The organism is Kitasatospora sp. NPDC085464, assembly GCF_044541955.1.
Taxonomy (GTDB): domain Bacteria; phylum Actinomycetota; class Actinomycetes; order Streptomycetales; family Streptomycetaceae; genus Kitasatospora.
Map to the genome: position 1 here is coordinate 77,667 of NZ_JBITTM010000012.1, position 24,371 is coordinate 102,037.

General features: G+C 74.4%; 22 protein-coding genes and 1 riboswitch. Of the genes, 11 read left to right on the forward strand and 11 right to left on the reverse strand.

Annotated features, from left to right (window positions below):
* The first annotated feature begins 1 nt into the window (after position 1).
* Complete coding sequence (locus tag ACIGG8_RS12900; RefSeq protein ID WP_396547614.1) at positions 2-1,324, forward strand: DUF58 domain-containing protein; 1,323 nt, start codon at positions 2-4, stop codon at positions 1,322-1,324.
* The gene (locus ACIGG8_RS12905) at positions 1,321-3,777 is read left to right on the forward strand and encodes a transglutaminaseTgpA domain-containing protein (RefSeq protein ID WP_396547616.1); all 2,457 of its coding nucleotides are present in this window, start codon (positions 1,321-1,323) and stop codon (positions 3,775-3,777) included. Before ACIGG8_RS12900 ends, ACIGG8_RS12905 begins: the two co-directional genes overlap by 4 nt.
* Before the next feature lie 90 nt (positions 3,778-3,867).
* Here the strand turns inward: ACIGG8_RS12905 and ACIGG8_RS12910 are convergent, their stop codons facing one another.
* From ACIGG8_RS12910 to ACIGG8_RS12920, 3 genes are all read right to left on the reverse strand, one after another.
* Positions 3,868-4,257, reverse strand: a complete 390-nt coding sequence (locus tag ACIGG8_RS12910) for a DUF3040 domain-containing protein (protein WP_350522504.1) — start codon at positions 4,255-4,257, stop codon at positions 3,868-3,870.
* A 458-nt stretch (positions 4,258-4,715) separates the two neighbouring features.
* On the reverse strand, positions 4,716-5,468 hold the full coding sequence (locus ACIGG8_RS12915) for a methyltransferase domain-containing protein (RefSeq protein WP_350522505.1): 753 nt from the start codon (positions 5,466-5,468) through the stop codon (positions 4,716-4,718).
* 29 nt (positions 5,469-5,497) lie between these two features.
* Positions 5,498-6,082 carry an SAV_6107 family HEPN domain-containing protein gene (locus ACIGG8_RS12920; protein ID WP_396547758.1) on the reverse strand — a complete coding sequence of 195 codons (585 nt, stop codon included), beginning with the start codon at positions 6,080-6,082 and terminating at the stop codon, positions 5,498-5,500.
* Between the two features lie 558 nt (positions 6,083-6,640).
* Between ACIGG8_RS12920 and ACIGG8_RS12925 the strand changes: the two genes are divergently transcribed.
* Together ACIGG8_RS12925 and ACIGG8_RS12930 are read left to right on the forward strand one after the other, a co-directional pair.
* Positions 6,641-7,270 (forward strand): DUF4126 domain-containing protein, encoded by a 630-nt coding sequence (locus tag ACIGG8_RS12925; RefSeq protein ID WP_396547618.1) that lies wholly within the window; start codon positions 6,641-6,643, stop codon positions 7,268-7,270.
* A gap of 33 nt (positions 7,271-7,303) precedes the next feature.
* On the forward strand, positions 7,304-8,797 hold the full coding sequence (locus tag ACIGG8_RS12930; protein ID WP_396547619.1) for a phytoene desaturase family protein: 1,494 nt from the start codon (positions 7,304-7,306) through the stop codon (positions 8,795-8,797).
* 24 nt (positions 8,798-8,821) lie between these two features.
* Here the strand turns inward: ACIGG8_RS12930 and ACIGG8_RS12935 are convergent, their stop codons facing one another.
* Both ACIGG8_RS12935 and metF read right to left on the reverse strand, forming a co-directional pair.
* Complete coding sequence (locus ACIGG8_RS12935) at positions 8,822-9,697, reverse strand: hypothetical protein (RefSeq protein ID WP_396547621.1); 876 nt, start codon at positions 9,695-9,697, stop codon at positions 8,822-8,824.
* A gap of 237 nt (positions 9,698-9,934) precedes the next feature.
* Entirely contained in the window at positions 9,935-10,849 is a 915-nt protein-coding gene (gene metF / locus ACIGG8_RS12940; RefSeq protein ID WP_350522510.1) for a methylenetetrahydrofolate reductase [NAD(P)H], read from the reverse strand.
* Positions 10,850-11,068: 219 nt separating this feature from the next.
* Here metF and ACIGG8_RS12945 point away from each other — a divergent pair, with 219 nt between their 5' ends.
* Positions 11,069-12,184, forward strand: coding sequence for a polyprenyl synthetase family protein (locus ACIGG8_RS12945; RefSeq protein WP_350522511.1), 1,116 nt, complete (start codon positions 11,069-11,071; stop codon positions 12,182-12,184).
* 19 nt (positions 12,185-12,203) lie between these two features.
* On the opposite strand, the gene thiE is transcribed toward ACIGG8_RS12945, so the two are convergent.
* The 3 genes from thiE to ACIGG8_RS12960 are packed head-to-tail and all read right to left on the reverse strand — an operon-like array spanning position 12,204 to position 14,470.
* Positions 12,204-12,854 carry a thiamine phosphate synthase gene (gene thiE / locus ACIGG8_RS12950; RefSeq protein WP_396547622.1) on the reverse strand — a complete coding sequence of 217 codons (651 nt, stop codon included), beginning with the start codon at positions 12,852-12,854 and terminating at the stop codon, positions 12,204-12,206.
* Positions 12,854-13,219, reverse strand: a complete 366-nt coding sequence (locus ACIGG8_RS12955; protein ID WP_396547623.1) for an Rv2175c family DNA-binding protein — start codon at positions 13,217-13,219, stop codon at positions 12,854-12,856. The genes thiE and ACIGG8_RS12955 overlap by 1 nt, the downstream gene beginning before the upstream one ends.
* A gap of 42 nt (positions 13,220-13,261) precedes the next feature.
* Positions 13,262-14,470 carry an NAD(P)/FAD-dependent oxidoreductase gene (locus tag ACIGG8_RS12960; RefSeq protein ID WP_396547625.1) on the reverse strand — a complete coding sequence of 403 codons (1,209 nt, stop codon included), beginning with the start codon at positions 14,468-14,470 and terminating at the stop codon, positions 13,262-13,264.
* 85 nt (positions 14,471-14,555) lie between these two features.
* Positions 14,556-14,668: riboswitch (TPP riboswitch) on the forward strand.
* 3 nt (positions 14,669-14,671) lie between these two features.
* On the opposite strand from ACIGG8_RS12960, the gene thiO reads away from it, so the two are divergent.
* The 4 genes from thiO (at position 14,672) to pknB (ending at position 18,856) form a co-directional block, all read left to right on the forward strand.
* Positions 14,672-15,844, forward strand: coding sequence for a glycine oxidase ThiO (gene thiO / locus ACIGG8_RS12965; protein ID WP_396547627.1), 1,173 nt, complete (start codon positions 14,672-14,674; stop codon positions 15,842-15,844).
* Positions 15,841-16,167 carry a sulfur carrier protein ThiS gene (gene thiS, locus ACIGG8_RS12970; RefSeq protein WP_396547629.1) on the forward strand — a complete coding sequence of 109 codons (327 nt, stop codon included), beginning with the start codon at positions 15,841-15,843 and terminating at the stop codon, positions 16,165-16,167. The genes thiO and thiS overlap by 4 nt, the downstream gene beginning before the upstream one ends.
* 1 nt (position 16,168) lies before the next feature.
* On the forward strand, positions 16,169-16,966 hold the full coding sequence (locus tag ACIGG8_RS12975) for a thiazole synthase (RefSeq protein ID WP_396547631.1): 798 nt from the start codon (positions 16,169-16,171) through the stop codon (positions 16,964-16,966).
* Positions 16,967-17,077: 111 nt separating this feature from the next.
* A complete protein-coding gene (gene pknB / locus ACIGG8_RS12980; RefSeq protein ID WP_350522606.1) occupies positions 17,078-18,856 on the forward strand; it encodes a Stk1 family PASTA domain-containing Ser/Thr kinase in 1,779 nt (592 codons plus the stop codon).
* Positions 18,857-18,915: 59 nt separating this feature from the next.
* Here pknB and ACIGG8_RS12985 read toward each other — a convergent pair whose 3' ends face one another.
* Positions 18,916-19,545 carry a sulfite oxidase-like oxidoreductase gene (locus ACIGG8_RS12985; RefSeq protein ID WP_350522518.1) on the reverse strand — a complete coding sequence of 210 codons (630 nt, stop codon included), beginning with the start codon at positions 19,543-19,545 and terminating at the stop codon, positions 18,916-18,918.
* 242 nt (positions 19,546-19,787) lie between these two features.
* On the opposite strand from ACIGG8_RS12985, the gene bfr reads away from it, so the two are divergent.
* A complete protein-coding gene (gene bfr / locus ACIGG8_RS12990; RefSeq protein WP_396547634.1) occupies positions 19,788-20,267 on the forward strand; it encodes a bacterioferritin in 480 nt (159 codons plus the stop codon).
* A 4-nt stretch (positions 20,268-20,271) separates the two neighbouring features.
* Here the strand turns inward: bfr and ACIGG8_RS12995 are convergent, their stop codons facing one another.
* Positions 20,272-20,592 carry a bacterioferritin-associated ferredoxin gene (locus ACIGG8_RS12995; protein WP_396547635.1) on the reverse strand — a complete coding sequence of 107 codons (321 nt, stop codon included), beginning with the start codon at positions 20,590-20,592 and terminating at the stop codon, positions 20,272-20,274.
* A 174-nt stretch (positions 20,593-20,766) separates the two neighbouring features.
* Positions 20,767-22,116 (reverse strand): class II 3-deoxy-7-phosphoheptulonate synthase, encoded by a 1,350-nt coding sequence (locus tag ACIGG8_RS13000; RefSeq protein ID WP_396547637.1) that lies wholly within the window; start codon positions 22,114-22,116, stop codon positions 20,767-20,769.
* A gap of 299 nt (positions 22,117-22,415) precedes the next feature.
* Here ACIGG8_RS13000 and ACIGG8_RS13005 point away from each other — a divergent pair, with 299 nt between their 5' ends.
* Positions 22,416-24,347, forward strand: a complete 1,932-nt coding sequence (locus tag ACIGG8_RS13005; protein WP_396547639.1) for an anthranilate synthase family protein — start codon at positions 22,416-22,418, stop codon at positions 24,345-24,347.
* Positions 24,348-24,371 lie beyond the last annotated feature (24 nt).

Here is a 24,371-nt window from a genome sequence, read left to right on the forward strand (position 1 = left end):
GGTGGCCCAGTCCGACGCCGCGTCAGGGCTGCGGGCCGGGTTCCGCGGCCTCACCACGCGCGGCCGGTCCTTCCTCGCCGCCGGGATCACCGCGGTGGTCTGCGCCTACCTGCTCGACCAGGACGCCCTGCTGCGGGTGGGCGTGCTGCTCGCCGCGCTCCCGCTGGTCGCCGTGGTGGTGGTCGCCAACACCCGCTACCGGGTGGCCAGCGGCCGCCGGCTCAGCCCGCGCCGGGCGATCGCGGGCCAGGAGGCCCGGGTCCACCTGCGGCTCGACAACGTCTCCCGGGTGCCCACCGGCCTGCTGCTCCTGGAGGACAAGGTCCCGTACGTGCTCGGGCCGCGCCCGCGCTTCGTGCTGGACCGGGTCGAGCCGCGCGGCTACCGCGAGGTCTCCTACCGGGTCCGCTCCGACCTGCGCGGCCGCTACCCGCTCGGGCCCCTGCAGCTGCGGCTGGCCGACCCGTTCGGGATGTGCGAGGTGACCCGGGCCTTCACCGCCTCCGACGTGCTCACCGTCGTCCCCCTGGTCCAGGCCCTGCCGTACGTCCGGCTCAGCGGCGAGTGGCTCGGCCAGGGCGAGAGCCACAGCCGCACGCTGGCCCTGGCCGGCGACGACGACGTGATCCTGCGCGAGTACCGGCCCGGCGACGACCTGCGCCGGGTGCACTGGCGCTCCACCGCCAAGTACGGCGAACTGATGGTGCGCCGCGAGGAGCAGCCGCAGAAGGCCCGGGCCACCGTCCTGCTGGACACCCGGGAGATCGGCCACCGGGGCAGCGGCCCCGCCTCCTCCTTCGAGTGGGCGGTCAGCTGCGTCGCCTCCGTCGCCACGCACCTGCTGGAGCGCGGCTACCAGACCCAGCTGCTCACCGACACCGGCCTCGCGGTGCCCGGGCCCGGCGCGGGCGGCCACAACAACGCCGCCGACACCTCCGGGCTGATCCTGGACGCCCTCGCGGTCGCCGACCTGTCCGACGGCGGCACGCTCTCCCGCGCCGAGGAGCCGCTGCGCACCGGCGGCGAGGGCCTGCTGGTCGCCGTCCTCGGCGAGCTGGACGACACGCAGACCGCCCGGCTGGCCCGGCTGCGCAGCCGCACCGGCGGGGCGATCGCCTTCCTGCTGGACACCGGCACCTGGGCCGGCCTGCGGATGCTCGCCCCGGACACGGGCGGCGACGAGTTCCGCGCCCGGGTCCGGAAGCTGCGCGAGGCCGGCTGGACGGTCATCCCGGTGCGCGCCGGGGACTCCGTACCGGACCTGTGGCGGGCCGCCGAAGGCGCCAAGACGACCGCCCCCAACCGAGAAGAGGCCGGCGCGTGACCACCCGGGCCAAACTGACCGTCTACGCGGCGCTGGCCACCGTGCTCGCCTCGCTCTGCATGCTCCCGCTGCTGACCTCGCGCAGCTGGCTGACCCACGCCGTCCTGGTGATCGTCGTCCTCGCCGCGGTCGGCGCCGGCCTGCGGCGCTCCCCGCTGTACCGCTGGACGGTGCCGGTCGGGCAGCTGCTGGTGCTGCTCCTGCTGATGGTCATCGGTTTCTCCGGCACCGCGCTGCCCGGTCCGTCCGCGCTGCGGGTCCTGGACCAGGTCTTCGCCTCCGGTCTGGACGACATACAGCAGTACGCGATCCCGGCACCGCCCACGCCCGGCCTGCGGCTGATCCTGGTCTCCGCGGTCGGCCTGATCGCCGTCTTGGCGGACACCGTCGCGGTGACCTACCGCCGCTCGGCGCTGGCCGGGCTGCCGCTGCTGGCGCTCTACTCGATCGGCAACATCCTGGCCGGGGACCACAGCAGCTGGTTCTGGTTCGCGCTCGCCGCGGCCGGCTACCTGGTGCTGCTCTTCGCCGAGGGCCAGGACCGGGTCTCGCGCTGGGGCCGGGTCTTCCGCGGCACCCCCCGCGGCACCGTGAGCTCCGGCCGGGTCAGCCCGGGCGGCCAGCAGGTCGGCATCCTGGCGCTGGCCGTGGCGATGCTGCTCCCCGTCGTCCTGCCGCACTGGGACCTCGGGCTGCTGCACTCCGGCTCCGGCGGAAGCTCCGGCAAGGGCGCCGGCGGGGGCGTGGCGAGCACCCTCGACCCACTGGTCAGCCTGGAGGCCGCGATCACCCGGCCCACCGACGCCGAGCTGCTCACCTACACCATGGACAGCGACGTGGCCGACCAGACCTACCTCCGGACGGGCTCGCTGGACCAGTTCGACGGCACCAGCTGGCGGCTGAGCAGCACCACGGTCAACGACCTCCCGGTGTCGATGCCGAACCCCGAGGGCCTGCGCAACGCCAACGTCCCCCGGATCGAGGGCGACTTCCAGGTCAGCGACCGGCTGCAGAACAGCTGGCTGCCGATGCCCTACCCGGCCGCCTCCGTCCAGGTGCCCAACCGCGGGGAGTGGAAGCTCGACCCGCTGACCCGCACCGTCGTGCCGGTCGACGACAAGGCGATGCGCGGCCTGCGCTACCACGTCAGCGCCCTGGACCTGCGGCCCACCGCGAACGAGCTGCGCCAGGCCGCCGCCGCACCGCAGGACATCCGGGACCGCTACACCGCCGTCCCGGCCGACCTGCCGAGCGTGGTCGCCGAGCAGGCCAGGACGGTCACCGGCGGCGCACAGAACGACTACGACCGGGCGGTGGCCCTGGTGAACTGGTTCACCGGGCCGGACTTCACGTACGACACCACGGTCGCGGCCGGCACCGGCAGCAACGCCATCACGGTCTTCCTGCGCGACCGCCGGGGCTTCTGCGTGCACTTCGCCTCCACCATGGCGGCGATGGCCCGCGTGCTGAAGATCCCGGCCCGGGTCGCCGTGGGCTTCACCCCCGGCGACACCAAGGGCGGCAACGTCTACTCGGTGAACGGCCGGATGTACCACGCCTGGCCCGAGCTGTACTTCGCGGGCTACGGCTGGCTGCGCTTCGAGCCGACCCCGAGCCGGGGCGTTCCGACCCACTACACCGAGGCGTCCAGCGCGCCGACCACCGCGCCGACCCAGCACGCGACCGCGGCCCCGCAGAGCGCGTCGGCCGCTCCGGCGCCGTCCAGCAGCTCGGACTGCACCGCCAAGCAGCGTCAGCTGGGCGACTGCGGGCCCAAGGGCAAGACCGCCGCCAAGCCCACCGAGGAGTCCTGGCTGCTGTCCGGGCAGGTGCTCGGCACCTTCGCCGCGGTGCTGGCGGTGATCGCGCTGCTGCTCTCGCCGATGCTCTGGCGCACGGCCGTACGCCGTCGTCGGCTCGGCGGCGGCGGGCGGCGCCGGCCCGGCGGGAGCGGTCCCGCGGAGCTGACCGACGCCCAGGTGCTGGCCGCCTGGGACGAGCTGGTCGACTCCGCCTGGGACATCGGAATTCCCCCGGACGAGTCACGCACCCCGCGGTCGGCCGCCCGGCGGATCACCGAGAAGGCGGACCTGGACGCGGACGCCGCGGCCGCCACCGGGCGGCTGGCGCTGGCCACCGAGCGGGTGCTGTACGCCCCGCCCGGACAGGTCACCGAGGCGCCGCTGGCCGCCGACGTGCACACCGCCCGGCGCGGGCTGCGGGCGGGCGTCGGCCGGGCCGGGCGCGCCCGGGCGCTGCTGCTGCCTCCGTCCTCGGCGCAGCTGTGGTGGCGGATCTCCGACGCGCTGCGGGCGGCCCGGACGGCCGTCGGCACCACGGTGGCCGGGGCGGTCGAGGCGGTCTCCGCCCCGGTCCGGCGGGTCCTCACCCGGCGGCCCGGGCAGGACACCCCAGGGCCGGACGCTCCCGGGTCGGACACCCGGGAGTCCTGAGCCCCGGGCACGGCAGACGCCGGGGGCGGGCAGTCGGTCGACTGCCCGCCCCCGGCGTCTTCGGTCCTGATGCGCCGTACGGCCCGGTGGCTAGAAGCCGCCGGTCTGCTCGTCCCTGCGGCGCTGCCAGCGCTGCTCGACCCGGTCCATCATTCCGGCCTTGCGGCGCGGGGCGGCGGCCTGGCGGGGCCCGGAGCCCTGGGCCGCGGGCCCGCGGCGCCAGCCGGTCACGGCGAACACCGCGCACCCGAGCATCACCAGGAAGCCCACGACGCTGACCCAGATCTGGTCCGGAACGACCATGCCGCCCATCAAGAGCCCGATCCCCACCACGAATCCGGCAATGGCCAGGTAGACCCGCCGACGGGTGTAGGTGCGCAGCCCGGTTCCCTCAAGCGCCGACGCGAATTTGGGATCTTCGGCATACAGCGCTCGCTCCATCTGGTCGAGCAGTCGCTGCTCGTGCTCCGAGAGCGGCACGGAGTCCTCCTACTCGTCGGTCGCGGGTGCGACCGGTCCGCCCACCCCGGTCGGGGAGGCAAGTCCAATCAGCCTTGGGGCAACACGGTCGGACGCCTGTGCGGGGGGCCCGGCCCGTGTCGTCCATATGCCCCACGCATCCGGCTGTCATGCTTTCCGGCTTTACCCAGATCATACGGTCCGTGAGCCTGTTACGGAGTGGTCTGCGCCGCGTGGGACGGGCCACTTCGACCGGGCCCGGCCGCACCGGTGTCAACGCGCCACGCCCCGGACAAGTGCCCGATCCGTTGGAATCGGTCCGGACCTGGGCAGCTTCGCCGCAGGAGAGCGGAAACCGGCCGGTCGGCCGGGCCGGGGAACCGGCGGGCGACGGGCACGCGAACCGCCGCTGTACGGTGTGCGAACCGTGCGGCGGCGAAGGTCCCGCGGAGGTCTCGCGGAGGCCCGGCGGGGGCGGCTCAGGCCAGGGTGGCCAGCAGGTGCAGCTGGGTCGCCACGGCGTGGAAGGCGGGCTGCTCGGCGGCGGCCTCCTCCAGCTTCAGCAGCGCCTCCAGCGCGCCCGGCTCGGTGTCCACCAGCACCCCGGGGACGAGGTCGGCGAAGACCCGGACGCCGTGCACCGACTCCACCCGCAGACCGGCGGCCTCGGCCAGGCCGGACAGCTCCTCGCCGGTGAAGCGGCGCGGCATCGGGTCGTTCTCGCCCCAGCGGCCGTCGGTGGCGGAGAGCACCGTGCGGGCCTCGTTGAAGTGGCCGGCCAGCGCGCGGGCCAGCACGGCGCCGTTGCGGTTGGCGGCCAGCAGGCTGACCAGACCGCCCTTGCGGAGGGTGCCCGCCAGGCTGCCGAGCGCCTCGGCCGGGTCGTCCACGACCTCCAGCACGCCGTGGCAGAGCACCGCGTCCACGGTGCCGGGGGCGACCAGCTCGGGCAGCGTCTGGGTGTCGCCCTGGACGGCGCGCACCAGGTCCGTCACGCCGGCCTCGGCCGCCCGGCGCTCCAGCGCGAACAGCGCGTCCGGGCTCGGGTCGACGACGGTGACCCGGTGGCCGAGCTTGGCCACCGGCACGGCGAAGTTGCCGGTGCCGCCGCCGGTGTCGACCACGTCGAGCACCGGCTGCTCCAGCTCGGCCGCCCGCTTCTCCAGGGCTGCCCGCACCACCTCCCACACCACGGCGGTACGCAGGGCACTGCGGGGACGCGTCGGGTACAAGGTGCGGCTCCTTGGCACGTGCAGTTCGATCAGGTTGCCTCCACCTTACGGGTGGCCGGTCCGGCGGTGCCCGGCGGCTCGTCGCCGTCCAGCGGCAGCCGGGGCGCGGGCGGGACCGCCCGCAGGCCCAGCAGCCGCTCGACCAGGCGCAGGAACAGGGCGGAGTTGCGGATCAGGTCGTCGGCGTCGCGGGCCGACGCGGCACCCCGGATCCCGGCCTCGGCGGCGGCCCGGCGGCGGGCTCCGGCGCCGTAGTAGAGCGCCCACTCGGCGAGCTCCGGAGCCACCTCGGGCAGCACCTCCCAGGCGCTGCGGATGGCCTTGCGCCGGCGCGGGTTCTTCTCCGGGCGCCCGCGCACCGCCAGGACGGCCGCCACCGTGCGCAGCGCGGCCAGGTGCGCGGTGGCGTAGCGCTCCAGCGGGTCCTCCAGCGCGCGGGCGCGGGCGAGGGTGCGGTGGGCGTCGGCGAGCAGGTCGAGGGCGGCCGGCGGCGCGGCGATCCGGCGGACCACGGGGTGGACGTCCCGGCCGGCGGGGCGTCCGCCCGGCTGGTCCGGGGTGTACGGGTGGGCGGCGGAGTGGAGGCGGGCGGTGACGGGCTCAGGACGGCTGATGGTCATGGTCTCCCCCGTTCCGAGGCAGTGCGCGGACCGGGTGGTCCGTGCCCCTCCATCGTGAACGGCACCACTGACAATCCGTCCGTTCCGGGACGGAGACCGGGAAACGCGATCGGCGGCGGGCGCGGGCCCTCCCCCGGTCCGCGCCGCCGCCGTGTGCCGTCGCTCCGCCGTCCCCCCACGGGCGGCGGTGGCGAACTTCCCCCGTGGCCGGTCTCCCCCCGGCCCGCTCCGCCGCCCCGTGTCGGCGGTGCGGGGACCGTGACCAGCCCCGTTTCGCGGATCTCCGCCGCCGTCCCCCGGCACTCACGGCCGGAGGGACGGACGGATCCGCCACCCGGGCGGGGCGGCGCCCGACGCGCCGCTCCTCCCGGGTGCCACCACTCTCCCGTCTCCGCAGGTCGGAGGCCATCCGCTGACGTACTCAACCGCGGACCTGAGTATCCGTACTCAGACCCCGCGCGGAACCGGCCCCGGGCCGTACGGCGTCCCGGCTCCCGGTACGGTACGGCGGGGCCGGGCGGAACGGCCCGGGTTCACGAGAAGGGGGAGGCCATGACGATCCTGCCGCTGATCTTCACCAGCGGACTGGCCAGCGGCATCAACGCCTACGCGGTGGTGCTGCTGCTCGGCCTGCTGGGCCGGTTCGCCGACGCACAGTCGGTGCCGCACGCGCTGGAGCGCACGGACGTGCTGGTCGTGGCCGCCGTGCTGTTCGCGCTGGAGGCGGTGGCCGACAAGATCCCGTACGTGGACAGCGTCTGGGACCTCGTGCACACCGTGATCCGGCCGATCGCCGGCGCCACCGTGGGCGTCCTGATCGCGAGCAACGACCCCGGCTCGCTGAGCGAGGTCGTGGCCGGTGCGATGGGCGGGACGACGGCGCTGGTCAGCCACCTGGTGAAGGCCTCGCTGCGGATGGCCGTCAACACCTCCCCCGAGCCGGCCAGCAACATCGTGGTCAGCATGGCGGAGGACCTCTCGGTGGCCGGCCTGGTCACCCTGGCGATCTTCCACCCGTGGCTGGCCGCCTCGATCGCCGCCGTGGTCCTGGTGGCCGGGCTGCTGCTGGTCCGCCTGGTGATCGGCAAGATCCGCGCCTTCCGGGCCCGCCGCCGCGAGCGCCGGGCCGCCAAGGCCGCGCAGGGCGTGCAGGGCGCGTACGCCCGGCAGCCGGGGGTCTGAGCCGGGCCTCCCGGGCCCCTAGGATCGGGTGCCATGGCACGGATCGTCATCATCGGCGCAGGAATGAGCGGGCTCGCGGCGGCCTCCCGGCTGGCGACCCTCGGCCACCGGGTGACGGTCTGCGAGGCGAGCGGTACGTACGGGGGCATGGTCGGCCGCCACGAGCGCGACGGCTTCGCCTTCGACACCGGGCCGGGGCTGCTCGCCCTCCCCGCGGTCTACCGCGACCTCGCGCTGAAGACCGGCAAGGAGCCGCTGGAGCAGTTGGTCGAGCTGGCCCCGGTCGATCCGGAGAGCCGGCACCTGTTCCCCGACGGCACCGCCGTCACCCTGCCCAACGCCTCCCGCGGCGGGGTCAGCCAGGCCCTGGACGCGGCTTTCGGGGCCGGCTCCGGCGCCCGCTGGAGCGCGGTGATGAACGACGGCCGGACGGTCTGGGAGGCCACCCGCCGCCCGCTGCTCGAAGAGCCGCTCCCCGCCGACACCGGCTTCCTGGGCACCGACCCGTACCCCGTCCCGCCGCGCACCGGCCTGGCCCGGCTGCGCCGCGCCGCCCCGTGGACCCTCCACGACGTGGCGGCGCGGCAACTGGACGGGCACCCCGGCCTGACCGCCCTGCTGTTCGAGTCCGCGGTCCGCTACGGCTTCGTCCCGGGCCTGGCCCCGGCCGGGGCCACCGTGCTGCCGTACATGGAGCAGTCCTTCGGCGTCTGGTACGTCCGGGGCGGCCTGCGCGCCCTCGCGGAGGCGGTGTACCGGCGCTGCGAGCTGCGCAGGGTCGACTTCCGCTTCGACACGCCCGTCACCCGGGTCGTCGTCGAGGACGGCCGCGCCCGCGGCGTCGAGACGCCGGACGGCCGGATCGAGGCCGACCTGGTGCTCTCGGCGATGGACGCCGACGCGCTGTTCGGCCGCGGCCTGGCCGAGTGGCCCGGGAAGCCGGCCGGGGCGTGGCGGCCGTCCGGGGCGCCCGGCCGGTTCTGCGTGCTGCTCGCCCTGCGCGGCGCCCGGCCGGAGGGCACCGCCCACCGCACCGTGGTGCACGCGCCCGACCTCGCCGCCGAGGAGCGGGCCCTGACCGGCGCCGGCCCGCTGTGCGAGCGCCCCACGGTGCAGGTGCTGCGCCCGGACGACCCCGCGCTGCGCCCCGACGACGCGCACGAGAGCGTGGTGCTGACCGCGACCGTCCCGGCGCAGGGCGTCGTCGACTGGACCGCCCCCGGTGTCGCCGAGCGCTACGCCGACCGGCTGCTCGCCCACGTCGACGCGGCCGTGCCGGGCCTGCGCGAGCGGGTGCTGTGGCGGGTCGTGCGCACCCCGGAGGACACCCGCCGGGAGACCGGCGCCCCGGGCGGCTCGGTCGCCCTGCCGGTGCTGGCCGGAGCGGACGGGGGCTGGCTGAGGACCGCCAACGAGTCCCCGGTCCCCGGCCTCTACCTGATCGGCGGCACCGCCCACCCCGGCGGCGGGCTGGCCCGCGTCGGCATGTCGGCCTGCATCGCCGCCAACCTGGTGGGGCCGGCCTAGGCCCGGCAGCCCACCCCGGGTTCGTCAGCCCTGGTGCCAGGTGTTCTGCTGCTGGTAGCCGTAGTTCTGGTCGTACGCCTGCTGCTGCGGGATGCCCTGGGCCTGCGGGTCGGGCTGGGGCTGCCACTGCTGCTGGTGCTGGTGGGCGTTCGGGTCCCAGGTCTGCTGTTGCTGCTGGTAGCCCGCGTACGGGTCCTGCTGCTGGCCCGGCTGCTGGCCCTGCTGCTGGTAGGCGCCGTACGGGTCCTGCTGCAGGTCCTGCTGCGGGTAGCCGCCGTAGGACTGGTCGTAGGCGAAGGCGGGCTGCTGCTGGGTCTGCCACTGCTGCTGGTCGTAGCCGCCCTGGTAGGCCGTGGCGGCATACGGGTCCTGGGCCTGCTGCTGCGGCTGCTGCTGCTCGTAGTAGGCGGGGGCGTAGATGCCGTCCTGGGCGAGTTCCTGCATCTCGAACGCGGCGGTCTGCTCGACCTGCGGCTCGTCCTCGGGCGTCGGCGTCGGCTCGAAGGCCGGGGGCTCCTCGACGGCGCTGACCTCGCCGATCCGCTCCTCGGCGACCACGGCCGCCGCCACCGCGGCCCCGCCGCCGGTGAGGGCGCCGAGCAGCGGCACCTTGGCGAGCGGGCCCGGCAGGCTGCCGTCGGCCTTCCGCAGGGACCAGCCGTCGCGGTAGCCGCGCTTGACCGACAGCGTGACGAAGGTCTGGCCGACCGCGAACAGCGCCGCACCGGCCCCGATCACCACGACCGACCCGGCGCCCATCCCGCCGGCCACGCCCAGGAAGCCGACCAGGGCCAGGACCCGCCAGTGCACCGGCGCCCGGTTCTGCAGCAGCACCTCGGCGACCAGCCAGAGCGCCACCACCGCCAACGCGGCGTACAGCAGCAGGTATCCGATGCCCATCCGCCCGCTACCTCCAGTCGCGTGCCCGCACGTGTCCGCCGCGGGTGTGCGGCGACTGTACCGGTTCAACGGCCGGGGTACCGCATCGCGTTCCCGGCGCACCCGGTACCGACCGCACACGACCGAGCCCGCCACCGTCGGGACGGTGACGGGCCCGTGAACGCCCGGCGTCAGCACGCCGGTCGCAAGGACCACCCGGACGACCGGACCCGCCCTGCTCGGGCCGGCCGCGGGACCTCAGCGCTGGTGCAGCCCGAGGTTCTGGTAGATCTCCAGCGTCGCCGTCGAGTGGTTCAGCGTGATGAAGTGCAGACCGGGCGCGCCCTCGGCGAGGAGCCGTTCGGCCATCGCGGTGGCGTGCTCCATGCCGACGGCCCGCAGCGCCGCCGGGTCGTCGATGGCCGCCCGCAGGCGGGCCTCCAGGTCGGCCGGGAAGGCCGAGCCGCTGAGCTGCGGGAAGCGCTCCAGCTGCTTGGCGTTGGTGACCGGCATGATCTCCGGGATGATCGGCGTCTCGCAGCCCGCGGCGATCACCCGGTCGCGCAGCCGCAGGTAGTCGTCCACCTCGAAGAACATCTGGGTGATCGCGTAGTCGGCCCCGGAGCGGATCTTCGCCACGAAGTGCCGGATGTCGTCGTCCCAGTTCGTCGAGCGCGGGTGCATGTTCGGCGAGGCCGCGACGCCGACGCAGAAGTCGCCGATGCCCTTGATCAGCTCCACCAGCTCGTACGCGTAGGTGACGCCGTCGGGGTGACTGACCCACTCGCCCATCGGGTCGCCGGGCGGGTCGCCCCGGACCGCGAGGACGTTGCGCACGCCCTGGTCCGCGTACTGGCCGATGATGTTGCGCAGCTCCGCGATCGAGTGGTCGACGGCGGTCAGGTGCGCGACCGGCGTGAGCGTGGTCTCGGTGGCGATCCGGCCGACCATGTTGACCGTGCGCTCGCGCGAGGAGCCGCCCGCGCCGTACGTCATGCAGACGAAGTTCGGGTCGAGCGGTTCGAGTCGACGGATGGCGTCCCAGAGCTTCTGCTCGCCGACCTCGGTGCGCGGCGGCATGAACTCGAAGGAGAAGGAGCGCTTGCCGGCCGCCAGGAGCTCGCGGACGGTCAGTGCGCGATCCGCTCTCGTGGAAGCGATTCCGAGTGCCATGCTGGCAGGCTATCCGGCCTTCGAGGAGACCGGACAACTCGGTTCCACGGATTGAGACAACTGATGGACGGCATTCCGATTGGCCCCCGCCGTCCCTTCCGGGCCCGTCGCACCGCGTCCGCCGACCCCGTCGCACCACCCCCGCGGGCCCGCTCGCACGCCCGTTCCCGGCCGCCCCGCTACGCTTGCTGCACCCCAGAGAACCAGCGGAGCCCCATCGTGACCTCGTCCAGCACCCGGCCGGCCAACCCCATTGACGTGGAGGACGTCCGCACACGCGTCAACGCCGCGCTCGCCGCGTTCATGGACGGCCAGTCCGCGCTGCTCGGCAAGATCTCGCCCCAGCTGGTGCCCGCCTCCGACGCGCTGCGCGACTTCCTGCTGGACGGCGGCAAGCGGCTGCGCCCGGCCTTCTGCTACTGGGGCTGGCGCGCCGCCGGCGGCCCGGCCACGCCCCCCGGGGGCGACGGGATCGCCAACGCGGCCGCCGCCCTGGAACTGCTCCAGGCGAGTGCCCTGGTGCACGACGACCTGATGGACCGCAGCGACACCCGCCGCGGCCTGCCCTCGATCCACCGCCGCTTCGAGGCGCTGCACCGCGACAGCGGCTGGCGCGGCGACCGCGAGCAGTACGGCGCCTCGGCCGCGGTGCTGCTCGGCGACCTGCTGCTGATCTGGTGCGACGAACTGTTCCTGCGCTCGGGCCTGGAGCCGGCCGCCGTCCTGGCCGCCAAGCCGGTGTTCGACCTGATGCGCACCGAGGTCATGCTCGGCCAGTACCTGGACGTGCTGGAGCCGGTGGCCGGCGACTCGACGGACGACGGCGCGCTGGACCGCGCCCGGACGGTGCTGCACTACAAGTCCGCGAAGTACACCATCGAGCGCCCGCTGCAGGTCGGCGCGCTGCTGGCCGGGGCCGGACCGGAGCTGGTGGACGCCCTCGGGGCGTTCGGGCTGCCGCTGGGCGAGGCCTTCCAGCTGCGGGACGACCTGCTCGGCGTGTTCGGGGACCCCGCGGTCACCGGCAAGCCGGCCGGGGACGACCTGCGCGAGGGCAAGCGGACGCTGCTGGTCGCGCACGCGATGCGCGGCCTGCCCGCCGCGGACGCCCGGCACCTGGACGAGCGGCTCGGCGCGCCGGACCTGGCGCCCGAGGAGGTCGCCGGGCTGCGCGAGCTGGTCGCCCGCAGCGGCGCGCCCGAGCTGGTGGAGGGCCGGATCGAGGAGCTGATGCGGCAGTCGCTGGCCGCCCTGGCGGCGGCCCCGCTGGTGGACGAGCGGGCCCGCGGGGTCCTGCTGGCGCTGGCCGAGGCCGCCACCGTCCGCAAGTACTGAGGACGGCGGCGGCCCGGGATCAGCTGGACCGCACGCGGCGGGACAGCTCGGCGGCGGCCGCCCGCGGATCCTCCGCGGCGGTGATGGCCCGGACCACGACGATCCGGCGGGCACCGGCGGCCAGCACCTCGTCCAGGTTGCCGAGGTCGATCCCGCCGATGGCGAACCACGGACGGTCGGTGGCCTGCTTCGCCGCGTACGAGACCAGGCCGAGGCCCGGTGCCGGGCGGCCCGGCTTGGTCGGGGTCGGCCAGACCGGGCCGGTGCAGAAGTAGTCCACTCCGGGCTCGGCGATCGCCGCGTCCACCTCGGACTCGGCGTGGCAGGACCGGCCGATCAGGACGTCCTCGCCGAGGATCGCCCGGGCGGCCGGCACCGGCAGGTCGTCCTGGCCGAGGTGCAGCACGTCCGGCCGGGCCGCGTGCGCGACGTCGGCGCGGTCGTTGACGGCCAGCAGCTTGCCGTGCCGGCGGCAGGCGTCGGCGAAGACCTCCAGGGCCGCCAGCTCCTGCTTGGCCTCCAGCCCCTTGTCGCGCAGCTGGACGACGTCCACCCCGCCCGCCAGCGCCGCGTCGAGGAACTCGGCGAGGTCGCCCTGCTCCCGGCGGGCGTCGGTGCACAGGTAGAGGCGCGCGTCCGCCAGGCGGGCGCGCAGCGTGTCCGCGGCCATCAGATCAGCATCGCCTGGGCACGGCGCTTGACCTCGGTGCCGCGGTTCTCCCGCAGCGCCTGGATCGGGCTGCCGGGCAGCGACGGGTCCTCGGTGAAGAGCCACTCCAGGATCTCCACATCGTTGTACCCGCAGTCGCGCAGCACGGTCAGGGTGCCGGACAGGTGCTTGACCAGCCCCTGGCCGTCGATGAACGCCGCAGGGACCTGCAGCGACTTGTTCGGGCCCCGCCGGATGGCAATCAGCCCGCCGCTGCGGACCAGGTCGCGCACCTCGGTGACCCGCACCCCCCACTGCTCCGAGATGTCGGGGAGGTACATCCACTCGGGGACCAGGGCTTCAATCTTGCTTTCGATCTCACTCACGCCACCAGACTGCCACCTCCGCGGCCTGCCGCGCACCAGCCGCTACCCCGCGACGGCCGACTTCAGCGGCACCGCCGGGTCCGCGGCGCGGGCCGGGTCCAGCGCCGTACCGCGCTCGATCAGCTTCCGCCCCTGGGTGAGGTCGCGCGGCCGGTCCACGGTCAGCAGCGCGCTCGGCACGCCGCCCCGCAGCCACAGCACCGCCCAGGAGTCGTCCTGCGGACCGCCGCGCCACAGCACCTCGTCGCCCTCGGCGTGCCGGCCCGCGTACTGGACCATCCGCCCGAACTGCTCCGACCAGAAGTACGGCACCGGGTCGTACGGCGGCGCGTCCGCGCCGAGGACGGCGGCGGCCACCGCCTCGCCGGACTGCAGCGCGTGGTCCCAGTGCTGGACGGCGAGCCGGGCCCCGGCCCGGGCCGAGGGGTAGCTGACGCAGTCGCCGGCCGCGAAGACCCCGGGCAGGCCGGTACGCAGCCGCGCGTCCACCACGACGGCGCCGGAGCCGTCCAGCTCGACGCCGGAGCCGGCCAGCCACTCGGTCGCGGGCCGGGCTCCGATGCCGACCACCACCTCGTCGGCGGGCAGGTGCGAGCCGTCCGCCAGCAACACCGCGCCGGGCTCGACGGCGGCCACGCCGACCCCGCAGCGCAGGTCGACGCCGGCCTCGGTGTACCAGGCGGCCATCGCCGAGCCGATCACGGTCGGCAGCGCGCCGGGCAGCGGCGCCGCGCCCGCCTCGACCACGGTCACCTCGCAGCCCGCCGCGCGGGCCGCGGTGGACACCTCGGCGCCGATCCAGCCCGCGCCGACCAGCACCAGCCGCAGACCGGGGCGCAGCAGCGCGCGCAGCGCCAGCGCGTCGTCCAGGGTGTGCAGCAGGTGCGCCCGCTCGGCACCGGGCAGGGCCCGCGGGACGGCGCCGGTGGCGATCACCAGCGAGCCGTACGGGAGGTCGCCGCCGTCCGTGTGCAGCACTCCGGGGGTGAGGCCGGCGGCCCGGACTCCGGTGCGGACCTCGATGCCGAGGTGCGCGTAGTCGATGTCCAGGGCGGTGCTGTCGCTCTTGCCGAGCAGCACGTCCTTGGAGAGCGGCGGCCGGTCGTACGGCGCGTGCGGCTCCTCGCCGACCAGCGTGATCCGCCCGCGCCACCCGCCCTGCCGCAGCTTCAGGGCGCACTGCGCCCCGGCCAGCCCGGCTCCGACGACGACCACCTGATCCGTTCCGCTCAGCTCTGCCACGCCCGTCACTGTACTCAGCACCACGCGGCGGCCCGGGGGCCGTCCCACCCTTCGTACGGCCCTTCGGCCGCCCCCGGCCCCGGCGTTATGGTGGGGACACCATCACGGGAGCCCGGCGAACCGGGCTGAGAGGCGGGCTGGCACGGCCTGCGACCGTCCGAACCTGATCCGGGTCATACCGGCGAAGGGAGAAGAGCAGCTTTGACACGCATGCCATCGGACGTCCGCGCCGACGTCCTGGTGATCGGCGGGGGCATCATCGGCCTCGCCGTCGCCTGGCGGGCGGCGCAGCGCGGGCTGCGGACCGTCGTGGTCGACCCCTCCCCCGGCGGCGGGGCGGGCCTGGTCGCGGCCGGGATGCTCGCCCCGGTCACCGAGCTCCAGTACGGCGAGGAGCCGTTGCTGCGGCTCGGCATGGCCTCCAACGAGCGGTACGCGGCCTTCGCCGCCGAGCTCACCGAGGCGAGCGGCGGCCAGGACACCGGCTACCGGCGCTGCGGCACGATCGCCGTGGCGCTGGACTCCGACGACCGCGAGGAGCTGCGCGAACTACACGCCTTCCACCAGCGGCTCGGCCTGGACTCGACGTGGCTGACCGGCCGGGAGGCCCGCAGGCTGGAGCCGATGCTCGCCCCCGGTGTGCGCGGCGGCCTGCACGTCGCGGACGACCACCAGGTGGACGGCCGGCGGATGCTCGCCGCCCTGCTGCCGGCCGGGGAGCGGGCGGGTGTCGTCGTCCGGCCCGCCGGGGCGGTGGAGCTGCTGGTCGAGGGCGGCCGCGCGGTCGGCGCCCGGCTGAGCACCGACGAGACCGTGACCGCCGACCAGGTCGTCCTCGCCGCCGGCCCGCACAGCCACCGGCTGGCCGGTCTGCCCGAGGGCGTGCTGCCCGCGATCCGCCCGGTGAAGGGGCAGGTGCTGCGCCTGCGCGTCCCCGACGCCTTCCGGCCGTTCCTCTCCCGCAACGTCCGCGCCGTGGTGCGCGGCCGGCACGTCTACCTGGTGCCGCGGGAGAACGGCGAGCTGGTGATCGGGGCGACCACCGAGGAGCAGGGCTACGACACCACCGTCACCGCCGGAGGGGTGTACGAACTCCTGCGCGACGCGCACGAGTTGGTCCCGGGGATCACCGAACTCCCGCTGGCGGAGACCTCGGCCGGGCTGCGTCCCGGCTCGCCCGACAACGCACCGCTGCTCGGCCCGACCACCCTTCCCGGGCTGATCGCCGCCACCGGCCACTACCGCAACGGCGTGCTGCTCACCCCGGTGACCGCCGACCTGCTCTCCGAGTACCTGGCCACCGGCGAACTCCCTGAGCTTGCAAGGCCGTTCACCCCCACCCGGTTCTCCCCCGACCGCTCCACCACGAAGGCCCAGGCATGACCGAGACCGCACCGACCGGATCCGCACCGGCCGAGACCGCACCCGCCGCGACCGCGACCGCGACCGCACCCACCGAGCCCGCGCCGCGCGGATCCGCGCGGGCCGGGACGGCGCCGACCGGGATCGTCCTGACCGTCAACGGCACGCCCCGCGAGCTGCCCGCCACGACCACCCTCGCCGAGCTGGTGGCCACCGTGAGCCGGGCCAACACCGGCGTCGCCGCCGCCCTCAACGAGGCCGTGGTGCCCCGCAGTTCGTGGTCCGAGACGCCGCTGAGCGCGGGCGACCGGATCGAGATCCTCACCGCCGTGCAGGGAGGCTGAGATGGCCGACGACCTGCTCACCATCGCCGGGACGGCCTTCTCCTCCCGGCTGATCATGGGCACCGGCGGCGCGCCGAGCCTGGAGGTCCTGGAGCGCGCGCTGCTCGCCTCCGGCACCGAGCTGACCACCGTCGCGATGCGCCGGGTCGACGCCTCCACCCAGGGCTCCGTCCTGGACGTGCTGACCCGCAACGGCATCCGCGTGCTGCCCAACACGGCCGGCTGCTTCACCGCCGGCGAGGCCGTGCTGACGGCCCGGCTGGCCCGCGAGGCGCTCGGCACCGACTGGGTGAAGCTGGAGGTGATCGCCGACGAGCGGACCCTCCTGCCGGACCCGATCGAGCTGCTGGACGCCGCCGAGACCCTCGTCGACGACGGCTTCACGGTGCTGCCGTACACCAACGACGACCCGGTGCTGGCCCGCAAGTTGGAGGACGTGGGCTGCGCCGCCATCATGCCGCTGGGCTCGCCGATCGGCTCCGGCCTCGGCATCCGCAACCCGCACAACTTCCAGCTGATCGTGGAGAGCGCGGGTGTCCCGGTGATCCTGGACGCGGGCGCCGGCACCGCCTCCGACGTCGCGCTGGCCATGGAACTGGGCTGCGCCGCGGTGATGCTGGCCTCCGCGGTGACCCGGGCTCAGGAGCCGGTGCTGATGGCCGAGGCGATGCGGCACGCCGCCGAGGCGGGCCGGCTCGCCCACCGCGCCGGCCGCATCCCGCGCCGCTTCCACGCCGAGGCCTCCTCCGCGATGGCCGGCCGCGCCGACCTGGACACCCGGGAACGACCGGCGTTCTGAACGCCCGGCGCCCCGGGCGGGCGGCGTGTCACAAGCCGGGCACAGCCGGGCCCTGAGGCGGTGTCCCCAGGGTCCGGCCGCCCGGCCCGGCACTAGACTCGCCGGGTGGACATGGCACTGCACGACCCCCTGATCGGCACCCTGCTCGACAACCGGTACCGGGTCGAGCAGCGCATCGCCACCGGCGGGATGTCCACCGTCTACAAGGGCACCGACACCCGGCTGGACCGGGTGGTCGCCCTCAAGGTGATGCACCCGGCGCTCGCCGGCGACGAGGGCTTCACCGCCCGTTTCATCCGCGAGGCCAAGGCGGTCGCCAAGCTCACCCACCCCAACGTGGTCAACGTCTTCGACCAGGGCGCGGACGGCGGAAACGTTTTCCTCGCCATGGAGTACGTCCCCGGCCGCACCCTGCGCGACCTGCTGCGCGACCGCGGCGCGCTCTCCGTCCGGGCCGCCCTGGACGTCCTGGAGCCGGTGCTCGCCGCCCTGGGCGCCGCCCACCGGGCCGGACTGGTCCACCGCGACGTCAAGCCGGAGAACGTGCTGATCACCGAGGGCGGCCTGGTCAAGGTCGCCGACTTCGGCCTGGTCCGGGTGCTCGGCACCGCCGACGGCGCGCCCACCTCGGCCGACACCGCCACCGGCGGCACGGTCCTGGGCACCGTCTCCTACCTGGCCCCCGAGCAGATCCTCCCGGACGCCCCCACCGACCAGCGGGTCGACGTCTACGCGGCCGGCATCCTGCTGTACGAGATGCTGACCGGCCGCCGCCCGCACACCGGCGACAACCCCGTCCAGGTCATGTACAAGCACCTGCACGAGGACGTCCCCGCCCCGTCCCTGGTCGCCCCCGCGGTCGGCCCCGAGCTGGACGCCATAGTGGCCGCCGCCTGCGCCCGGGCCGCCGACGGCCGCCCGTACGACGCGGTCGAGCTGCTCGCCGCGCTCCAGCGGGCCCGCCGCACCCTCACCCCGGCCGAGCTGGACGCCGAGCCGCCGGCCTCCACCCGGCCCAGTCCGCGCTACCCGACCAGCGAGCCGACCTCGGTGATCGAGCCGCTGCCGCAGCCCGCCGACGCCCCGCCGACGGAACGCACCAGCGTGCTGGACGTGCCGCCGGAGCTGATGGACCAGCTGCTCACCGAGCCGCGCCCGTACGACGAGCCCGCCCCGGTGCGCGAGCGCCGGCCCGGCGTGCTGCGCCGGATCCCCCGCAAGGCGGTGATCTGGGCCGCCGCGCTGACCGCGCTGGTGCTGGCGGTCGGCGGCGCCACCTACGGGCTGTCCGAGGGCTTGTACGGCGCGGTGCCCGGGGTACTCGGAAAGGACCGGGCCGAGGCGCAGCGGATCCTGGACAAGGAGGGCCTGCACGGCAGGTTCGTCGAGGCGTTCAGCGAGTCCGTCCCGTCCGGGCAGGTGATCTCCACGGACCCCGGGGTGGGGGCGCGCGCCCGCCGCAGCGACAGCATCACCGTCACCGTCTCCAAGGGCCCCAAGCGGATCGCGGTGCCGGACGTCGTCGGCAGGAGCGCCGCCGACGCCGCGGCGGCCCTGGCCGGCGCCCAGCTGTCCAGGGGCAGTGTGACCGAGACGTACGACGACACCGTGCCGGAGGGCTCGGTGATCAGCAGCTCGCCGGCGGCTGGCCAGCAGCTGCAGGAGAACGCCGCCGTCTCGCTGGTGGTCAGCAAGGGCATGGTGCCGGTCCCGAACGTCACCGGGCTGACCAAGGACGAGGCGCAGAAGGCGCTGCAGGCGGCGGGCTTCACGATGCAGACCACCGGCTGGGACGTGTTCGGCGCGGTCAAGGTCAACGGCCAGTCCCCGGCGGCCGGCGAGCGGCGCCCGCAGCACAGCCCGGTGACGGTCAGGTTCTCGCTCTTCTAGCCGCTCCCGGCGGTCCGCCGCGGCCTCCGGGCGGCTCGCCGCGGCCCCGCCGGACGGGCTCAGCGCAGCGGGCCCTCGCCCGGCTCCTCCTGGTAGGAGTACCGCTGCTCGCGCCAGGGGTCGGCGAGGTTGTGGTAGCCGCGCTCCTCCCAGAAGCCGCGCCGGTCGGCCCGCATGTACTCCACCGCGCGGACCCACTTGGGGCCCTTCCAGGCGTACAGCTGCGGGACGACCAGCCGGACCGGGAAGCCGTGCTCGGCGGTCAGCGCCTCGCCGTTGCGGTGGGTGGCGAGCAGGGTGCGCGGGTCGGCGAAGTCGGCCAGCCGGAGGTTGGCGCTGTAGCCGTACTCCGCCCAGACCATCACGTGGGTGACGCCGGGGGCCGGGGGCACCAGGTCGAGCACCGCGGCCGCCGACACGCCCGTCCACTCGTTGCCGAGCACCGAGAACTTGGTCACGCAGTGCAGGTCCGCGACGACGGTGGTGCGCGGCAGGGCGTTGAAGGCCTCGAAGTCCCAGCTGTGCTTCTCCGCCGACGCGGTGGCGCCGAACACCTGGAGGTCCCAGGTCAGCGGCTTGAAGCGGGGTACCGGGCCGTAGTGCAGGGCGGGCCAGCCGCGTTGCACGCGCTGGCCCGGGGGGAGCCTCGGGTCAGACGGCTGCAGCGGTTCGTGTTTGGACTGACCCATGGATCCATGGTGACAGACGGCGGACGAGCCCCGGCGCGCGCCCCTTTGTGAGGATTCACGCCCCGCCCGTACGGGCCAACGGTCGGCCGCCGGCCTGCCCAATCCGCCGAAATCGGATATTCCGACACATGTCCTAGTGAGTGTGAACTTACTGGAATTTCCTCCCGCCACGGTGCCAGGATTCCCAGCGCAGGCCCCCCCAGGACGGGACCCACCCCAGGACGAGCGCAGGAGGCACCGCCATGCAGGGCGATCCCGAGGTCATCGAGTTCCTCAACGAACAGCTCACCGCCGAGCTGACCGCGATCAACCAGTACTTCCTGCACGCCAAGATGCAGGAGAACTTCGGCTGGACGAAGCTCGCCAAGTACACCCGGCACGAGTCCTTCGACGAGATGAAGCACGCCGAGACGCTCACCGACCGGATCCTGTTCCTGGACGGGCTGCCCAACTACCAGCGGCTGTTCCACGTCCGGATCGGCCAGACGGTCCAGGAGATGTTCGAGGCCGACCGCCAGGTCGAGGTCGAGGCGATCGACCGGCTCAAGCGCGGGATCGTGGTGATGCGGGCCAAGAACGACGTCACCTCGGCGAACATCTTCGAGGACATCCTGGCGGACGAGGAGCACCACATCGACTACCTCGACACCCAGCTGGAACTGCTGGCGAAGCTGGGCGAGCCGCTCTACCTCGCCCAGCTGATCGAGCAGCCGGAGTCCTGAGGCCTCAGGCCGCGCGCAGCGGGAGCACCGGGGCGATCGGGCCGGAGGCGGGCGCCGGCGCGGCGGGCGCCGGCGCGGCGGGCGCGGGCTGCGGCTGCGCGGGCTGCGGCTGCGGGTCGGCGAGGCCGAGCTTCGCGGCCAGCCGGGCGGTCGGGCAGGGCCGGGCGCCGTGCTCGCCGAGCAGCGCCTGGATCCGGCGCACGCAGGACCCGCAGTCGGTGCCGGCCTTGCAGCCCTTCGCTATCTGGCGGGGGGAGCTGGCACCCCCGTCGATCGCCTTCTTCACCTGGTCCTCGGTGACCGCATGGCACATGCACACGTACATCGCGGTCTCTCCCGGGGTGAAGCGTCGAGTGGATCTTGACTAAGGCTTGCCTTAGCTCACTAAGCCTCACCTTACCCGGCGATCCGGGTACGAAAAAGCCCCTCCGGGCTCGGGAACCCCGAAACCGGAGGGGCTTTCGTCACATCCGGCCCGGGGGCCGGCCGTGCGCGGGGATCACTGCCCCCGGTACATCTCCGCCACCAGGAACGCCAGGTCCAGCGACTGGCTGCGGTTGAGCCGCGGGTCGCAGGCCGTCTCGTAGCGCTGGTGCAGGTCGTCCACCATGACCTCGTCGCCGCCGCCGACGCACTCGGTGACGTCGTCGCCGGTCAGCTCCACGTGGATGCCGCCCGGGTGGGTGCCGAGCGCGCGGTGCACCTCGAAGAAGCCCTTGACCTCGTCCAGGACGTCGTCGAAGCGGCGGGTCTTGTGGCCGCTGGAGGCCTCGAAGGTGTTGCCGTGCATCGGGTCGCAGATCCACACCGGCTTGGCGCCGGAGGCGGTGACCTTCTCGACCAGGGTGGGCAGGTGCTCGCGGATCTTGCCCGCGCCCATCCGGGTGATGAAGGTCAGGCGGCCGGGCTCGCGCTCCGGGTCCAGCTTCTCGATCAGGGCGAGCGCCTCGTCCACCGAGGTGGTCGGGCCGAGCTTCACGCCGATCGGGTTGCGGATCTTCGAGGCGAACTCGATGTGCGCGTGGTCCAGCTGCCGGGTGCGCTCGCCGACCCACACCATGTGGCCGGAGACGTCGTACAGCTCGCCGGTGCGCGAGTCCACGCGGGTCAGCGCGGTCTCGTAGTCGAGGACGAGCGCCTCGTGCGAGGAGAAGAACTCGACGGTCTTGAACTCCTCCGGCGCGACACCACAGGCGTTCATGAACGCCAGGGCGTTGTCGATCTCCCGGGCCAGCTGCTCGTAGCGCTGGCCGGCCGGCGAGTTGCGGACGAAGTCCTGGTTCCAGGCGTGCACCTGGCGCAGGTCGGCGTAACCACCGGTGGTGAACGCGCGCACCAGGTTGAGCGTCGCGGCGGACGCGTTGTACATCCGCTTCAGGCGCTCCGGGTCCGGGATGCGGGACTCGGGGGTGAACTCGAAGCCGTTCACCGAGTCGCCCCGGTAGACCGGCAGGGTCACACCGTCGCGGGTCTCGGTCGACTTGGAACGCGGCTTGGAGTACTGGCCCGCGATCCGGCCGACCTTCACCACCGGCACCGAGGCCGCGTACGTCAGCACGGCGGCCATCTGCAGCAGGGTCTTCAGCTTGTTGCGGATGTGCTCCGCCGAGACACCGTCGAAGGCCTCGGCGCAGTCACCGCCCTGGAGGAGGAAGGCCTCCCCGCGCGCCACGGCTCCGAGCCGGGCGCGCAGCTGGTCGCACTCGCCGGCGAAGACGAGCGGCGGATAGGCGGCGAGCTCGGCAAGGGTCTTGCGCAGAGCCTCTTGGTCCGGCCATTCAGGCTGCTGCGCCGCGGGCAGGGACTGCCAGGAGTGGGCAGCCCTCGAAGTGTCAGTCGTAGCGGTCACACGGCCAAGGCTACGGGGTGACACGAGCGATTCGTGACCATTGCCCGAGGGGTGAGACACATCTCGGACAAAGGCGTGAGCCCGCTCACCCGTCCTGCCGAATCCGCTACGCTCGACCCATGCACGCGCCGCACAACCACTCCTGGTGGTGGGCCTCCCCCAAGGGTGGCCCACCGATCGCGCGTTCCTAGACGAACACGACGGCCGCCCCTCGGGGCGGCCGTCGGCGTCTGAGCAGACGGCCCTCCGGGAGCGGAACCAGCACCGCCCTCGCCATCCACCCGGAAGGAAGCCGTACCGTGACCACCGCCACCGACCTGCTCACCCGTCTCACCGCCCCCGGCGCCCCCGCCTTCGCCGTGCTGCACCGCCGCACCCCCCGCCTCGCCCCGGACACCGTCGAGGTGCTGCTGGGCACCGTCGGCAGCTACGAGCACCTCGCCGACCTCCCGGTGCCCGACGGCGTCCCGGCCGGCGGCTCCCCGGTGCACGACCTGCTCGCGCTCGTCCCGTACCGGCAGATCCGCGAGCGCGGTTTCGAGGCACACGACGACGGCACCCCCTTGCAGGCCCTCGCGGTCACCGAGCAGCACGTTCTCCCGTTGGCCGAATTCACCTCCGCCCTACCGCAGTTGCCGGTGACACTTGCCGGTGGCGCGTTCGACGTGGACGACGATTCGTACGCCTCGATCGTCCGCCGGGTGATCGAGGAGGAGATCGGCAACGGCGAGGGCGCCAACTTCGTGATCCGGCGCGACTTCCACGCCGTCCTGGAGGACTTCGGGCCGGAGCTCGCGCTCACGCTGTTCCGGCGGCTGCTGGAGCAGGAGCGCGGCGCCTACTGGACCTTCCTGGTGCACACCGGTGACCGCGTCCTGGTCGGCGCCTCCCCCGAGGTGCACGTCCGGCAGAGCGGCGGCACCGTCGTGATGAATCCGATCTCCGGCACCTACCGCTATCCGGCGGGCGGCTCCGACATCGACTCGCTGCTCCAGTTCCTGCACGACCCGAAGGAGTTGGAGGAGCTCACCATGGTCGTGGACGAGGAGCTCAAGATGATGTGCACGGTCGGCGACCTCGGCGGCCAGGTGCTCGGGCCCCGGCTCAAGGAGATGGCCCACCTCGCCCACACCGAGTACGAGCTGCGCGGGCGCACCTCGCTGGACGTCCGCGAGGTGCTCCGCGAGACGATGTTCGCCGCCACCGTCACCGGCAGCCCGGTCGAGAACGCCACCCGGGTCATCCGGCGCTACGAGCCCTCCGGGCGCGGCTACTACTCCGGTGCGCTCGCCCTGATCGGACGTTCCGCCAGCGGCGGGCAGCTGCTGGACTCGCCGATCTGCATCCGCACCGCCGACATCGACCCGGCCACCGGCCGGCTGGTCGTCCGGGTCGGCGCCACCCTGGTGCGCCACTCCGTCCCGGAGTCCGAGGTCGCCGAGACCCACGCCAAGGCCGCCGGGGTGCTCACCGCGATCGGTGCCCGGCCGGCACCCGCCCGGCTGCCCCACCCCACCGGCCCCCGGCTCGCCGACGACCACCGGGTACAGACCGCGCTGGGCGCCCGCCGGGCCGGCCTCGCGCCGTTCTGGCTGCGGATGCAGACCCCGGCCCAGGTCACCGAGACCGAGCAGACCCTGGTCGTGGACGGCGAGGACACCTTCACCTCGATGCTCTCCCACCTGCTCGGCTCGCTCGGCCACCGGGTGACGGTCGTCCGCTACGACACGCCGGAGCTGCGCGCACTGGTCGCGGCGCACCGCGGCCCGCTGGTGCTCGGCCCCGGCCCCGGCGACCCGGCCCTCGCCGACGACCCCAAGATGGCGGTGCTGCGGCCGATCGTCGCGGACGCGCTGGCCGCCGCCCGCACCGGCACCCGGCCGGCGCCGCTGCTCGCGGTCTGCCTCAGCCACCAGCTGCTCTCCGCCGAGCTCGGACTGGCGCTCGGCCGCAAGGCCGTCCCGTACCAGGGGGCGCAGGAGAGCATCGACCTGTTCGGCACCAAGCGGACGGTCGGGTTCTACAACACCTTCACCGCGCGCTGCACGGAGGCCGACGCGGCCGGGCTCGCCGCCGAGGGCATCGAGGTCTCCCGGGACGCCGCCACCGGCGACGTCCACGCCCTGCGCGGGCCCGGCTTCGCCGGCCTCCAGTTCCACCCCGAGTCGGTGCTCACCCGCGAGGGCGTGGACATCGTGGCGGGCCTGCTGCGCGAGGCCGCGGTCGCGTAGCGCGGAGGAGTCGACCGGTCCCGG